The sequence below is a fragment of the Planococcus salinus genome (assembly GCF_003719725.1).
Lineage (GTDB): Bacteria > Bacillota > Bacilli > Bacillales_A > Planococcaceae > Planococcus > Planococcus salinus.
Genome location: NZ_RIAX01000007.1, coordinates 162089 through 176414, shown reverse-complemented (window position 1 = coordinate 176414; position 14326 = coordinate 162089). Strand labels below are relative to the sequence as shown.

The window sequence follows — 14326 nt, the reverse complement described above, 5'->3', positions numbered from 1 at the left end:
CTGGACAATAAGAAAAGCGGAAGTGCCCGGGTAGCTCTGGAGTCTGAACAGTATGAAAAGCGATGGCGGCCGATAGAGGAATAAAAGCGAAGAATGCGGCATCGTCAGGAGAAGAACACACGCTTCCTCTAAAAACAACAAAAAAACTGACTCCCTTTTAAGGGAATCAGCTTAATGCTTCGGTAATTACCGGAACGATTTGTTTTTTGCGGGAGACCACACCCGGGAGGAGCACACGGTTATTAATGACGCTCGATTTAAAAGCCCCTTCGATGATGTCAGCCCGTTCTCCAAGTACAATCGCTGTCGAATTATTGTTCAAAATATCCGTCACCGCAAAGACAAAGAGATCCAGATTCTTTTTGGCTACTACCTGCTCCAAAAGAACCTCCAACTCCTGTTGTCTGTCGATCACTTCTTCTACGTCAATGGCATTGACTTGCGCCACTTCAAAACGGTGATTACCAGCTTCAAACTCCTTGGAATCCAGTGAAATCAAGTCTTCCAGCGTTTTATTGCTCAAGTCGGCGCCAGCTTTCAGCATTTCCAGTCCATAAACTTCTGCATCCACTTTCGCTATTTCTGCCAGTTCCCCGGCAGCCTGGACATCCTGAGCTGTGCAGGTAGGCGATTTGAACAATAACGAATCCGAAATGATGGCGGACAGCATAAGTCCCGCAATGTCGGATGGAATCTTTACTCCGTTTTCTTTAAATAACTTCAATAGAATTGTGGTCGTGCATCCCACAGGCTCCGCCCGGAAATACAAAGGGTCGGTGGTTTCGAAATTTGCTATGCGATGATGGTCGATGACTTCGATTACTTGTACATCATCGATGTCATCAGCGCTTTGCTGGCGCTCGTTATGATCGACAAGAATGACTTGGGATACTTCATCCGAAACGCGTTCAACCAGCCGCGGCCGTTCAAAGCCGAATTTCTCCAACACAAATAATGTTTCGTTATTCAATTCCCCGAGACGGACAGGTTCTGCAGTCATTCCGATTTCATTTTTTAAATAAGCATATGAAATCGCTGAACAGATTGAATCCGTATCCGGGTTTTTATGCCCGAGCACAAAAACGTTTGACATAATTTAACCTCCTGATAGATGTTGGTTTCTGTGCTTATTTTAACACAATCCCCTGGGCAGCCAATAAACATTTTTTATGGTCTTCTTTTTAATGGAAGAACACCGCTTCCCGCATTCCAAAAAACAGCCGCCATCTGCCTGATTGGTACCGCTTCCCCTGAGTCTCTCCATCTTTTCGCCTTCGCACTTTCTGTTATTGCCACTAAAGTATCAGTTTCCCCTCTTTACTTTGGCAATCCGTCAAAAATATGCTTCTTACTGCTTGTAAAAATATTCGAATATTCAATATTAAAATGAATTGACAGAAATTATATAAAATTGTGAAAATAACTGTGTACTTTTTCGCATTGCAAATGATATAATTATCCTATGTTATTCTAACTTCCCGGAAAGAAGTGATAAACGTGACTAATATAATGGAAAAAAAATACATCCCTTTGGCAAATTATTTCTCTTCTGCCACCAATGCCACAATCACTTTGACATTCACTGAGATTGAGCAAATCATGGGGCAGCAGCTGCCAAATGCCGCTTATTTGAACCAAAGCTGGTGGAAGAAGACGAAACCGCCAGCCAAACACTTTCATGCCTGGCTGGATAACGGCTATTATGTAAAAAAAGTTGAGATAAATCGCCATGTAATCTTTGAGCACGTAGACTCAGCTGACAAAGATGGTGCTGATGAGGACGGGGACAAAGATATCCTGCTGATTCGTCCGGCCGAACATGGTGATGCGAGATCATTTATCACTTTACAAAAAGCAGTGGAAGCTGATTCTGACTTCATGCTCTACGGCAGAGATGAACGGATCCAGTCGACACAGAAGGTTCGGAAACAAATCATTGAATGGAAAAAAAGCGGCCATTCCACTATTTTCATCGCCATCTTAAACGGAGAGCATGTCGGGTATCTGATGATTATCGGAAATTCAGCTAAGCGGGCCTCGCATCGTGCATCTATTGTGCTGGGTGTCCAAGCCGAAGCCCGAGGCAAAGGAATCGGGGCTTCATTGCTTGATAAAGCTGAGGAATGGGCTCTTGAAAAAGGGTTGATCCGGTTGGAGCTGACCGTTGTCACAGAAAATACGGCCGCCCGGAACCTGTATGACAAAGCAGGATTTTCAGAAGAAGGCGTTCGCAGGAAATCATTGATTATTGATGATAAGCCGTATGACGAAATCTATATGGCCAAATTTCTCGATTAAAAGAGGCATGCAACCGCACGCCTCTTTATAATGCCCTTAATTCAAAATGGTTAACCACAAATACAATCCTGTCAACGTAATGAACAAAGTGGGTACAGTCAAAATAATTCCCACTTTGAAATAATATCCCCAACTGATGGTAACCCCTTTTAACCTCAACACATGCAACCAAAGAAGTGTAGCCAGGGAACCGATCGGCGTAATTTTCGGCCCTAAATCAGAACCGATGACATTGGCATAAATCAGGGCTTCCCTGACCACACCAGTGGTATTGGTTTCAGCGATGGCCAATGCATCAATCATGACAGTTGGCATATTGTTCATCACGGATGATAAAATGGCAGCGATAAAGCCCATGCCGATGGTTGCCGCATACAGGCCGTGGCCTGCCGTCCATTCAATAGCTGTCGCGAGCACTGATGTTAACCCAACGTTGCGGAGTCCATACACTACCACATACATACCGACAGAGAAAAAGACAATGGCCCATGGCGCTCCTTTTACGACTCGCATGGTTTCCACAGATTCGCTTCTGCGCGCGATGCTGAGGAAAATGATGGCCACTGTTCCTGCAATCAGGGAAACAGGAATGCCAAGACTTTCACTTAAGAAATAACCCGTAAGCAAAATGGCCAGAACCGCCCAGGACAACCGGAAAATTTTCAAGTCTTTGATGGCTGATGAAGGTTTTCCCAGAACATCGGCATCAAAGTTTTTCGGAATATCCTTACGGAAATACAAATAAAGAACAAGCATGCTGGCCAATACACTGAATAGATTCGGTACAATCATATGAATGGCATACTCCGTAAATCCGATGCCGAAAAAATCGGCTGATACAATATTCACCAGGTTGCTGATGACGAACGGCAAAGACGCTGTATCGGCAATAAATCCTGATGCCATGATAAACGGTAAAATCATGGCGTCTTTAAATTTCAACGCGCGTACCATCGCCAACACGATTGGCGTCAAAATCAGTGCTGCTCCGTCATTGGCAAATAATGCAGCGACAATAGCGCCAAGGATGGTGACAAGAAAAAACATCCTTAACCCGCTGCCTTTGGCAAAGCGGGCCATATGTAAGGCGGCCCATTCAAAAAAGCCGATCTCGTCAAGAATCAACGAGATGATGATCAGTGCCACAAACGTTAATGTGGCATTCCAGACAATTCCCGTCACATCCCAAACATCACCAAAATCCACTACGCCTACAATCAGCGCTACTGCGGCTCCCGCCATAGCCGACCAGCCAATGGACAAGCCCCTTGGCTGCAAAATGACAAACGCCAATGTCACAAGAAAAATAATACTCGCTAACCATACCACTTCCAAACATCTCCCTATTCACAAACTACTTTCTTTCCTTCTGCGACCAATGAGTCGATGGAACGCGCTGGTTCCGGCAGTAAACTCAACAAATGAATCAGCACCGGATATTGCGGATGGCGGATATTCAATGACCAAATCGTCCAACGGCCTTTCTTTTCTTCCTGCACCAGATCGACTTGTTTTAATTTCCGCATATGCTGGCTGATTGCCGGCTGCGTCATATCGAGCAGCTCTGTAAATTCACAGATGCACAGCGGGTCTTTCATCAAATATTTCAGCATAAGCATTCGATTGTGATCGCTGATCGCTTTCAAATAAGCTTCCATTTGAAGATACTCCATTTTTACACCTTCTTTTTGCAGAATGGTTTCATTATATAAGCCGCGACTTATACAAACAACCCCTTATGTATTTTTTCAAAAAGAAAACCCCAACGGCATAGCCGTTGGGGCTTTTCCTGCTGCTTATGATAATTGTTCAAGCACTCTCAATGATTCACGGTTGAACGCCGGAATGTCGTTCGGGTTGCGGCTTGTCACCAATTGGTCCTGGCAGACTGCCACTTCTTCGTCCACAAGGTTGGCGCCAGCGTATTCCATGTCTACATGAATGGATTTATAACCAGTGGCTTTTCGGCCTTCCAATGCCTTTGCCGTAATCAGTAGTTGAGGTCCATGACAAATAGCAAAGACCGGTTTTTTTGCGTCCATGAATGATTTTGTGAATTTGACAAAACGGTCATCGGCACGCAACTGGTCCGGAGAAAATCCACCCGGCAGGAACAGTGCGTCGTAGTCATCCGGATTCGCGTCATCAATACCTTTATCGATGGCTACAGAAGCCTCGCCTTGCTTGCCTTTGACTTCTTTGCCGGCTTCCTTTTCAATCGTGAAGACTTCGTGGCCCGCATCATTAAAGGCCTTTGACGGATCTGTATACTCCACATCTTCAAACATATCAGTAATCAGCGTTGCAATTTTTGCCACTATCTTTCACTCCTTCTTTTTAAGTACTCCCTACTTACTATTCCACAGGCAAAGAGAACTTAAACACGGAGTCTACCGGAATTTCGATACGAACGGATTCTCCTTTTCCCAAAAACGGTACGGATAGTCGACCGCTTCCAGCGAATTTCCGATGCCCACCCGTGGTCCCGTGGCAATGGCATGCACCGGATCGCCGTGAGCAATATACAATGGCCGTTCCGTAAAATGATGGCCATAATAGTCCATTGTGATGCCCATCGCTTTTGTCAGCTTCCCCGGGCCGCTCGTCCATTGCCTGATCGGCATATGCCTGCCGCGCAGTTCTGCCATCAAGTCGATGCCTTCCACCGGTTCCACAGCACGAATCAGAATGGCGCGCGGTGTATCGATGGGTCCACTGACAACGTTGATCAGCGTATGAGTATGCATTTGATACGTATAGACAAGTCCGGCTTTGCCGAACATCACTTCCGTCCGTTTGGTACGCCGGTTGCCAAAGCTGTGAGCAGCGCGGTCTTCCGCTCCCATATACGCTTCCGTTTCTACAATACGCCCCGCGACGGTTCCCTCCGGCAGTTCATGGACAAGAATCTGACCGAGCAGGCTGCGGGCCAGCTCCAGGGTCGGAGCCTGAAAAAAATCCGCAGATACTGGTGTAAACATGCGCATCCCTCCTATCCGTATTATACGGGATGAGGGAGGGTTACCGCTTGAATAAGCGGTTCAACTTCCTTGATTTTATTGTCATGAAAAGCCTGTACAATGGCACTGCCGACGATAAATCCATCAACTTCGTCTTTCAGCATGTCGATATGCCGGGTCTTGGAGATGCCAAAACCGGCATAGACCGGCACAGGGCTTTTCGCGCGGATCCGTTTCATGAAATTCTTCACTTCACCGGATAACTCATCCCGTGTGCCTGTGATTCCCGTCACTGTCACCGCATAAACAAAACCTTGGGCGCTTTTCAGAATTTCATCAAGCCGGTCTTCCATCGTTGTCAGCGTCACCAGCTGAATCAGCGGAATGTCATGCTTGTTGATGTGGGGTTGAACCAGTTCGCGGTGTTCAAACGGCAAATCCGGAATGATGACCCCTGAGATGCCCGATTTCCTGCATTCTTCTGCGAAACGTTCAGCACCGAAACGGATGACCGGATTCAGGTATGTCATGACAATCAATGGCACTTTCACTTCGAATGTCCACTGCTGCATCTCCAGCAGCACTTTTTCGAGTGTCACACCTTCCTTCAGCGCCCGGTTGCCCGCTGCTTCGATCGTGGGGCCGTCTGCTACAGGATCAGAGAACGGAATGCCAATTTCAATTGCCGTCACACCTGCTTCCTGCAGATACTGCACTTGCTCACTCAAGCGTTTCAATCCGCCATCACCAGCCATAATATAAGCTACAAACGCTTTTTCCCCCGCTTCTTTCAACGTCGTAAGTCGGTTCATGCCAATCCCTCCAATTTATCCGCATAAGTGGCCATGTCCTTATCGCCGCGGCCTGACACACAGATGACCAGAATCTCTTCGGATGTCATGTCTTTTGCGGCTTTTTCCGCTTCCGCAATGGCATGGGCAGATTCGAGCGCTGGAATAATCCCTTCCAGACGTGAAAAAGTGACCACTGCTGCCAAAGCTTCTTCATCTGTAATCGGTTTGTATTGTACACGGCCGATATCCGCTAAATAGGCATGTTCCGGTCCAATCCCCGGATAATCCAGCCCCGCTGACAGCGAGTGGGCTTCCAGCACTTGCCCGGAATCATCCTGGAGCAGTTTCATGAAAGCACCATGCAACACTCCTTCTGACCCTTTCGTCAGCGTGGCCGCATGTTTCTCTGTATCCACGCCCTGTCCCGCTGCTTCCACGCCGATCAGTTTCACCGATTCGTCTTTGACAAACGGATAAAACATGCCGATGGCGTTGCTGCCACCTCCAACGCAGGCAAGGACGGTATCAGGCAAACGCCCTTCGTGTTCCAGAATCTGCCGCTTCGTTTCTTCGCCGATGACACTTTGGAAATCACGGACCATTGTCGGGAAAGGATGAGGTCCAAGTGCTGAACCGATCAAGTAATGGGTATCTTCCACATTTGTCACCCAGTAGCGCAATGCTTCATTGACCGCATCTTTTAAGGTCGCACTGCCTTTGGTGACACTTTCCACACGGGCTCCGAGCAGTTTCATGCGGAACACATTCAGTTCCTGCCGCTTTACGTCTTCTTCTCCCATAAAGATGACACATTCCAAATCGAATAAGGCACAAATGGTGGCTGTCGCAACACCGTGCTGGCCAGCTCCTGTTTCAGCGACAATTTTCCGTTTGCCCATTCTCATGGCGAGCAATGCCTGGCCGATGGCGTTGTTGATCTTATGAGCACCGGTATGGTTCAAATCCTCCCGCTTCAAATAGACCTTCGGACCACCCCATGCTTCCGTCAGACGCTGCGCATATGTCAGCGGCTGCTCCCGTCCCACGTATTCTTTTAAGTAATGGTGATACTCTTTCTGGAATTCCGGGTCGCCTTTTGCATCTTCGTAAGCCTGTTCCAATTCCTTGACTGCTTTCATCAGCGTTTCCGGAACAAACTGACCTCCGTATTTTCCGAAAAAGCCCTTTTTTTCGATTGTCTCCTGCATCGAACCACCCTTTGCCTGTTGAATGAATTTATGGATCTTTTCGCTGTCTTTTCTTCCTTCAGTCTCCACTCCGCTTGAAACATCGACCATATACGGCTCTGTTTGTCCGATTGCCGCACGTACATTTTCAGCGTGCAGCCCTCCAGCGACAATTAAACGCTTTTTGTCAATGGTTGCATTCTGCAACAGCGACCAGTCAAAAACTCGGCCGCTGCCTCCCCGGTAATCGGTGCCTGGTGCGTCGACCAGCACATAATCAGCTTTTGAATTTTCAAGTTTCCGCACATCTTCTTTGCTGCGGATCGAAAAAGCCTGAATGACCGGTACACGAATCGCTTCGACCAATTCATCCGGCTCATCACCATGCAATTGGACCATCGTCAATGGCACCTGCATGACCGTCTTTTCTATTTCTTCAATTGTCGCATTAACGAATACACCGATCTTTTCCGTATCGACTGGGACGTGCTTCGCCAGTTCAGACGCCTGTTCAACCGTCACCTGCCGCTTGCTCGGCGCAAAGACAAACCCGATGGCATCAGCCTGTTCCGCCGCCTTTACATGTTCACTTTCTTTGAGTCCGCATATTTTCACTTTCGTCATTTCAATGCCTCCATTGCTGTTGCTTCCTGGATCCATTGGCCTGGATCATCGGATCGCATCAATGTTTCACCGACGAGAATTCCAGATGCGCCACACTTGAACACAAAAGCTGCATCTTCTTTTGAATGCAAGCCGCTTTCACTGATCAATACACGATGGCCATCAAACGGGAACTGTCCCGCCAGTTCTACTGTGCGTTCAAGTGACACTTCGAATGTCTTCAGGTTGCGGTTATTAATGCCGATCAACTGAGCATCCAGCTCCAACGCCTGCTGTAATTCCTGTTCGTCATGAACTTCCACCAGCACTTCCAGCCCGAGGTTTTTGGCATGGCGGAACAATCGATGAAGCTGCTCTTTTTCAAGTGCCGCTACAATCAGCAGAATAATCGTCGCTCCCGCATTTTTTGCTCGGTCGATCTGGATTTCACTGATCATAAAGTCTTTGCACAATACAGGAATTGACACTGCCTGCGCCACTTTCCGCAAGTCTTCGATCGACCCTTTAAAGTACTTTTCATCCGTCAATACAGAAATAGCGGCTGCTCCCGCCTGTTCGTATTTTCGCGCCTGAGCCTCGATGTCCACATTGATTTGAATGTCTCCTTTTGAAGGAGAAGCCCGCTTGATTTCTGAAATGACTCCTTTTTGGGTCAGCAGGTGATTCAGCAGTTTGGTTTTTGCAGGAAACGATCCTTCAGTCGGTTTGGTTTCCGTATACGATTGAATTTCTTCCCGTTTTGTTTCGATGATTTTGTGAAGAATGCTCATACCAGCACCCCCGCTGCCAGACGGTGAAGTTCGAAGACACGCGCTGTTTCACCGGAAAGGATTGATTTCCGTGCCTGGTGAACCCCTTCTGCAATCGTCTCTGCACGACCGCTGACATAAAGAGTGGTTCCGGCATTCAATGCCACTGTGTCCAGATATGGACTTTCTTTTCCTTCCAGTACATTCATGAAAATTTCTGCATTCCGCTTTGGATCGCCGCCGCGAATGGCTTCGATTGGTGCCGCCTCCAACCCGGCTTCCTCCGGATGGAACGTCATTTCTTTCAGCCCGTCTTCGTTGAACACAATCAACTCATTTGTCCCTGCCAGCGATAATTCGTCCAACCCGCCCGCTCCATGGATGATGGCTCCCCGTGTTCTGCCCAGCTTGACGAGTGCCTCTGCCATCGGCTTCATCATGTCCCGGCGGTACACTCCCGTCATCTGTATTTTAATCGGCAGTGGATTAGCCAGCGGCCCGACTAAATTGAAGATGGTCGGTGTATCAATACTTTTGCGAATGGCTCTTAACTTTCCAAGTGCCGGATGAATCGCCGGTGCAAACAGAAACGCAATTCCTGTCTGGTCAAGAAGCCCCGGCAGCATGTCCACATCCATGTCAGTTGAAATCCCCAGCTCTTCCAATACATCGGAACTCCCCGACTTGCTTGATACACTGCGGTTTCCATGCTTGGCTACCGTCATGCCGCAGCCGGCCAGCACAAAAGCTGTCAGCGTACTGATATTGAAGCTGTAGGAACGATCGCCTCCTGTACCGCATACATCCACCAGTTCACCTGTCACTTCCGGCAGTTTTACGGCTTTTTCCAGCATCGCTTTCACCAACCCGACCAATTCGTCCGTCGTTTCCCCTTTGCGGTGAAGACCTATCAAGAATTGTTTCACTTGTTCTTCGTTCACATCGCCACTTAATATATCCAATGATTTTTCCATCATTTCCAATTCGCTTAAATTCTCTTCTCTTCTCATATCCATCTCTCCTCAGCTCGTATTTTGAATGCAAAAATCCCCGCAACCGGATCATATCCGATTGCGGGGACGGGTTAAACCGCGGTACCACCACGCATTAATGCAAATCTATGCACTCACTTAAACAGGCTCTTCGCCTTGCCCTTTAACGCAGGGTATACGTCTCCCTTACTCGCTTCCGCTTTCAGGCCAGCTCTCATAAGTCCATTCGCGCAAGTAATCCAATCAGCTCTCACCAGCCGCTGACTCTCTAAATGGATCTCCTTGCCTACTCGTCTCAATCCTCGATTTTACGCTCTGCTATTCTCAACTTCTCTGGGCTCTTCTCTCAAATAGACTTGCCGCTCATCCAACAAGTTGTCATTCATATTAAATTCTTTTGTTTATTCTGTCAAGTGTTTGCCCATATTTTTTGCTGAGCAAAAAAAGGATGACGATGGCGTTCGTGAGTCTTCAAGACAGGCGCGAGACAGCAATCGAGCTGCATTGACAGCTCATACCACTCACTCCAGGATTTGCTTTTGAAAAAGTCTACCACTTCTTTGTGTTCGGGACTACCGATTTGTTTGGCTCCCCAGGATTTCCAGTGTGGCTTCCCGGCATACGTACAGAAATTCCGCCAAAATTTATCTTCCAGAGCTCCCAAAGTCACAAAACGCCCATCCAGCGTTTCGTATATCGCATAACTGATGCGGGTTCCCGCTATTTCCGGAATGCCATTTTCGGAAATGCCCGCCTGTTCATAAGCATCATGGTTCCCCGAAAACTCCGCCATCACTCCCGCTAAAGGGATATCCAAATGCGTTCCTTCTCCTGATAATAACTTCCGCAGCAAGGCAGCGGTTATTTTTTCAGAAGCCACTAAGCCGCCGGTAAAATCCGCAAATGTATTGGTTGGATGAACCGGCCTGCCGTCTTCGTCTGTCAGTTGGTCGAGCGCTCCGGACAAGGCCATGTAATTTAAATCATGGCTGCCCAGGCTCGCCATCGGACCCAGCTGCCCGTATCCTGATAAAGAGCAATAGACAAGATCCGGCTTCACTATTTTCAGGGATTCATAATCCAATCCCAGCTTTTTCATCACCCCCGGCCTGAAAGTCTCGATCAAGGCATCTGCTGCAGCCACCAATTCCAGCATTTCTTTATACCCTTCAGGAGATTTCAAGTCGATGGTCCGGATCTTCTTCCCGTGGTTATTGGCACGGTGAATATGTCCGCCGCTCATCGAACGCGCCGGGTCTCCTCCGGGTGGTTCAATTTTAATCACTTCTGCACCCAACTCGGCGAGACGCATGCCGGCGTATGGACCGGGCACATAATACGTCACATCCAGTATACGCACTCCTCTAAGGGCATCTCTCATCTATAAGCCCATCCGTTTTGCGACAATGGTTTTCATGATTTCATTGGAACCCGCGTAGATGGCAGCAACCGGAATATCCCGAAACCGTCTGGCAATTTTGTACTCTTCCATATATCCGTACCCTCCATGCAGCTGCATGCACTCTCCGGAAATCTTTTTCGCCGTATCGGTCAGCCAGTATTTGGCCATGGAAACTTTTGATACAATATCTTTTCCTTCCATATGATCTTCAATGAGCGATTCCAAAAAAGAGTGGCCAAGTTCAATTTCTGTCGCCATTTCCACCAGCTTAAACTGTGTATTTTGAAAAGCGCTGATCGGCTTGCCGAAAGCTTTTCTTGACTTGACGTATTCCATGGTCATATCAAGCATTTCCTCTGAAGCGACCTGCGCTGCCATCGCCACTACCAGCCGTTCCTGCTGAAGCTTCTCCATCAGATAAGTAAATCCTTTATTTTCTTCTCCTATCAGATTAGCCGCCGGCACAACGCAGTCTTCAAAATACAATTCCGATGTGTCCTGGGCATGCATGCCGACTTTATCGAGCTTGCGGCCTTTGGTAAAGCCCGGCAGCCCCTCTTCAATCATCAGCAATGAAATACCGCGGTGTTTCGGTTCCGCTTTCGTATCCGTTTTCACCACAGCGAGAACAAGATCCGAATTGATGCCATTGGTGATGAACGTTTTTTGGCCGTTGACGATGTAATGATCTCCGTCACGAACTGCTGTAGTGGATATGTTGGCAAGGTCGGAACCCGCTCCCGGTTCCGTCATGGCGATTGCCGTAATATGGTCGCCGGAAATGCAGCCGGGCAGCCATTTGTGCTTTTGTTCAGCTGTTCCGTACGATTCGATATAAGGCACGACGATGTCATTGTGAAGACCCACCCCCGTCAAGCTGGCCCCGACACGTTCCATTTCTTCCCCAATAATGACCGCGTAGCGAAAATCAAGCCCCAGACCACCATACTGTTCTTCTACCTGAGGGCATAGGAATCCCATTTCTCCAAGTTGCTTCCAAAATGCTTTCGGAATCAGGCGGTCTTTTTCCCATTGGTCATAATTCGGCTCTGCTTCTTTCTCCAAAAATTTTCTTAACGATTTGCGAAACACCTCATGCTCTTCTTCTTCAAATCGGTACTTCCCCATTTGTTTCCCTCCTTACTTTATCGTTTTCAGTCGCCACTTCCATTAAATTTAGATTTGAATGAATAGTCATTCAATTATTTATATTGTACAAGAATTTTTTGGCAAATACTACATAAAGACGGCACCGGGATTGTTAGAAGCCGCCAACAGTTCCGGTGCCGTTCAACTTGCAGGATACTTTTATTCAATCTTCAATCAAGCCTTTTTCAACCAGAAAATCATGTGCCACATCACTGGCGATTTCCTGTTCCTGATCGACACGGGCATTCATCTCCAACATTTCCTCTTCAGTGATCTGCCCAGCCAATCCGCTCATTGCTTCTTCCAGTTCCGGATATTCCTCGAGCGTCTCCAACCGGACTACGGGCACGGCATCATATTTCGGGAAAAACGACAGGTCATCCTCAGTTGTTTGCAGGTCGAACAAAGCGATTCGGCTGTCTGTAGTGAAAGCCGGTATCACATCCACCTCTCCATTTCGCACCGCTTCATACATGATGGACGGATCGAAACTTTCCGTTCCTGCAAATTCCAATGAAAATGTGGATACCAAATCATCATATCCGTCGCCTTCCCGCTCATAAAACGAATGAGGTGCACCAAAAGTCATATCTTCTGAGCGGGAAATTTCTGCAAGCTCCGATACAGTCTCTGCTCCGTAGCCACTGTCTTTTGAATAGGCCAGCGTATAGCTGTTTTCAAACCCCAAAGGCTCCAGCCAAGTCGCACCCAATGTTTCTTCATAACCTGCACGGACGCGTTGCAGCACTTCTTCCGAAGATTCCCCGACCTCTGTCTGTTCATTCAGTACATCTTTCAATCCGGTTCCTGTGTATTCCACGTACATATCGATATCTCCCTGCTCCAATGCAGGAGTGAGGATCGATACTTCCCCAAGCCCCTCTTCATATTCGACCGTATAGTCCGTATGCGCTTCGATGTATTCGCCTAAAATATGAGGTAAAATATATTGCTCTGTCCACGGCTTTCCACCAATGACAATCGGCTCTGATTCTGCCTCTCCCGAACTACAGCCAACCAACAAAACCGATCCTGCCAACAAAATCCCCAGCGACGAGTTCCGCATAATTTCTCCCCTTCCTCATTCCAAGCTTCAAACTGTTCGTGAAAAAATGTAAAAAGGTGTCTGTTGAGGAAAAGTAATAAACCGATACTTAAATTATCTGAATTAACAGTTTTTTAATCGGTTGTCATTATTATACTTGAAAGCACACATAAACACTATAAAAATCCCGCAGAAAAATCTGCGGGATTTGTCATTCCTCTATTAATCCTTTTTCAACAAGAAAGTCATGCGCCACTTCGCTTGCAATTTCCTGGTCGATATCCACACGCGCATTCATCGCCAGCATTTCTTCTTCGCTGATTTGTCCGGCAAGACCGTTCAATACCTCTTCCAGTTCCGGATATTCTTCAAGTGTTTCCTGACGAACTACCGGGGCAGCGTCATATTTCGGAAAAAACGCTTCGTCATCTTCCGTCGTTTCAAGATCGAACAATCCGACACGACTGTCGGTTGTGAAGGCCGGGATGACATCCACATCTCCATTTTGGACCGCTTCGTACATAATAGCCGGGTCAAAACTATCGGTAGCAGAAAATTCAAAGCCGTAAGTGGCCACTAAATCCTCATATCCGTCCCCTTCGCGTTCATAGAATGGATGAGGGGCTCCAAAAGCCATATCTTCAGATTTAGAAATCCCGGCAAGTTCCGAATAAGTTTCTGCGTCATAGCCGCTTTCTTTTGAATAGGCCAACGTATACCCGTTTTCAAAGCCCAATGGTTCAAGCCATGTAGCCCCCAGCGTTTCTTCATACCCTTCCCGAACGCGCTCCAGCACTTCTTCCGAAGACTGGCCGGGGACTGACTCTTCCTTCAACACATCTTTTAAACCCGTTCCTGTATATTCCACATACAGATCAATGTCACCTTGTTCCAGGGCTGGTGTTAAAATAGCCACTTCTCCAAGCCCTTCTTCATATGCCACTGTGTAATCTGAATTCGCTTCGATATACTGCCCCAAGATATGCGGTAATATGTATTGCTCTGTCCATGGCTTTCCACCGATGACAATCGGATCTGCAGCGCCTTCGCTTGAACCGCATCCAGCCAAAACCATCGGGGTTGCCAGCAAAGTTCCCAGTACTATTCTTTTCATCCATTCTTCCTC

The 14326-nt window shown here is 47.5% G+C and carries 14 protein-coding genes and 1 other annotated feature; of the genes, 1 reads left to right on the top strand and 13 read right to left on the bottom strand.

Annotated elements, in window-relative coordinates:
• Positions 1-166: 166 nt before the first annotated feature.
• Positions 167-1093, bottom strand: a complete 927-nt coding sequence (locus EEX84_RS11195; protein WP_123165722.1) for a manganese-dependent inorganic pyrophosphatase — start codon at positions 1091-1093, stop codon at positions 167-169.
• A gap of 404 nt (positions 1094-1497) precedes the next feature.
• Between EEX84_RS11195 and EEX84_RS11190 the strand changes: the two genes are divergently transcribed.
• Positions 1498-2298 (top strand): GNAT family N-acetyltransferase, encoded by an 801-nt coding sequence (locus EEX84_RS11190; protein WP_123165721.1) that lies wholly within the window; start codon positions 1498-1500, stop codon positions 2296-2298.
• A gap of 36 nt (positions 2299-2334) precedes the next feature.
• Here EEX84_RS11190 and EEX84_RS11185 read toward each other — a convergent pair whose 3' ends face one another.
• The 12 genes from EEX84_RS11185 to EEX84_RS11130 form a co-directional block, all read right to left on the bottom strand.
• Positions 2335-3633: an arsenic transporter gene (locus EEX84_RS11185; RefSeq protein ID WP_123165720.1), complete on the bottom strand. Its 1299-nt coding sequence runs from the start codon at positions 3631-3633 to the stop codon at positions 2335-2337.
• 8 nt (positions 3634-3641) lie between these two features.
• A complete protein-coding gene (locus tag EEX84_RS11180) occupies positions 3642-3971 on the bottom strand; it encodes an ArsR/SmtB family transcription factor (RefSeq protein WP_123165719.1) in 330 nt (109 codons plus the stop codon).
• 123 nt (positions 3972-4094) lie between these two features.
• Entirely contained in the window at positions 4095-4616 is a 522-nt protein-coding gene (locus EEX84_RS11175) for a type 1 glutamine amidotransferase domain-containing protein (RefSeq protein WP_123165718.1), read from the bottom strand.
• 72 nt (positions 4617-4688) lie between these two features.
• Positions 4689-5279, bottom strand: coding sequence for a DNA-3-methyladenine glycosylase (locus EEX84_RS11170; RefSeq protein ID WP_123165717.1), 591 nt, complete (start codon positions 5277-5279; stop codon positions 4689-4691).
• Between the two features lie 20 nt (positions 5280-5299).
• Entirely contained in the window at positions 5300-6070 is a 771-nt protein-coding gene (gene trpA, locus EEX84_RS11165; protein ID WP_123165716.1) for a tryptophan synthase subunit alpha, read from the bottom strand.
• Positions 6067-7863, bottom strand: coding sequence for a tryptophan synthase subunit beta (gene trpB / locus EEX84_RS11160; RefSeq protein ID WP_123165715.1), 1797 nt, complete (start codon positions 7861-7863; stop codon positions 6067-6069). Before trpB ends, trpA begins: the two co-directional genes overlap by 4 nt.
• Positions 7860-8633 (bottom strand): indole-3-glycerol phosphate synthase TrpC, encoded by a 774-nt coding sequence (trpC, locus tag EEX84_RS11155; RefSeq protein ID WP_123165714.1) that lies wholly within the window; start codon positions 8631-8633, stop codon positions 7860-7862. The genes trpB and trpC overlap by 4 nt, the downstream gene beginning before the upstream one ends.
• The gene (gene trpD, locus EEX84_RS11150; RefSeq protein WP_123165713.1) at positions 8630-9622 is read right to left on the bottom strand and encodes an anthranilate phosphoribosyltransferase; all 993 of its coding nucleotides are present in this window, start codon (positions 9620-9622) and stop codon (positions 8630-8632) included. The genes trpC and trpD overlap by 4 nt, the downstream gene beginning before the upstream one ends.
• A gap of 62 nt (positions 9623-9684) precedes the next feature.
• Positions 9685-9916, bottom strand: a binding site (T-box leader).
• A gap of 97 nt (positions 9917-10013) precedes the next feature.
• A complete protein-coding gene (locus tag EEX84_RS11145) occupies positions 10014-10985 on the bottom strand; it encodes a CaiB/BaiF CoA transferase family protein (protein WP_123165712.1) in 972 nt (323 codons plus the stop codon).
• On the bottom strand, positions 10986-12134 hold the full coding sequence (locus tag EEX84_RS11140; RefSeq protein ID WP_123165711.1) for an acyl-CoA dehydrogenase family protein: 1149 nt from the start codon (positions 12132-12134) through the stop codon (positions 10986-10988).
• A gap of 184 nt (positions 12135-12318) precedes the next feature.
• The gene (locus tag EEX84_RS11135) at positions 12319-13221 is read right to left on the bottom strand and encodes a glycine betaine ABC transporter substrate-binding protein (protein WP_123165710.1); all 903 of its coding nucleotides are present in this window, start codon (positions 13219-13221) and stop codon (positions 12319-12321) included.
• A gap of 190 nt (positions 13222-13411) precedes the next feature.
• Positions 13412-14314: a glycine betaine ABC transporter substrate-binding protein gene (locus EEX84_RS11130; protein WP_123165709.1), complete on the bottom strand. Its 903-nt coding sequence runs from the start codon at positions 14312-14314 to the stop codon at positions 13412-13414.
• Between the last annotated feature and the right edge of the window lie 12 nt (positions 14315-14326).

Bases quoted from the DNA above. Each gene is read 5' to 3' on its own strand.
- trpD (WP_123165713.1), bottom strand. From the start codon at position 9,622: ATGAGAAGAGAAGAGAATTTAAGCGAATTGGAAATGATGGAAAAATCA.
- EEX84_RS11180 (WP_123165719.1), bottom strand. From the start codon at position 3,971: ATGGAGTATCTTCAAATGGAAGCTTATTTGAAAGCGATCAGCGATCAC.
- trpB (WP_123165715.1), bottom strand. From the start codon at position 7,863: ATGACGAAAGTGAAAATATGCGGACTCAAAGAAAGTGAACATGTAAAG.
- EEX84_RS11135 (WP_123165710.1), bottom strand. From the start codon at position 13,221: ATGCGGAACTCGTCGCTGGGGATTTTGTTGGCAGGATCGGTTTTGTTG.
- EEX84_RS11140 (WP_123165711.1), bottom strand. From the start codon at position 12,134: ATGGGGAAGTACCGATTTGAAGAAGAAGAGCATGAGGTGTTTCGCAAA.
- EEX84_RS11130 (WP_123165709.1), bottom strand. From the start codon at position 14,314: ATGAAAAGAATAGTACTGGGAACTTTGCTGGCAACCCCGATGGTTTTG.
- EEX84_RS11170 (WP_123165717.1), bottom strand. From the start codon at position 5,279: ATGTTTACACCAGTATCTGCGGATTTTTTTCAGGCTCCGACCCTGGAG.
- EEX84_RS11195 (WP_123165722.1), bottom strand. From the start codon at position 1,093: ATGTCAAACGTTTTTGTGCTCGGGCATAAAAACCCGGATACGGATTCA.
- trpA (WP_123165716.1), bottom strand. From the start codon at position 6,070: ATGAACCGACTTACGACGTTGAAAGAAGCGGGGGAAAAAGCGTTTGTA.
- EEX84_RS11145 (WP_123165712.1), bottom strand. From the start codon at position 10,985: ATGAGAGATGCCCTTAGAGGAGTGCGTATACTGGATGTGACGTATTAT.
- trpC (WP_123165714.1), bottom strand. From the start codon at position 8,633: ATGAGCATTCTTCACAAAATCATCGAAACAAAACGGGAAGAAATTCAA.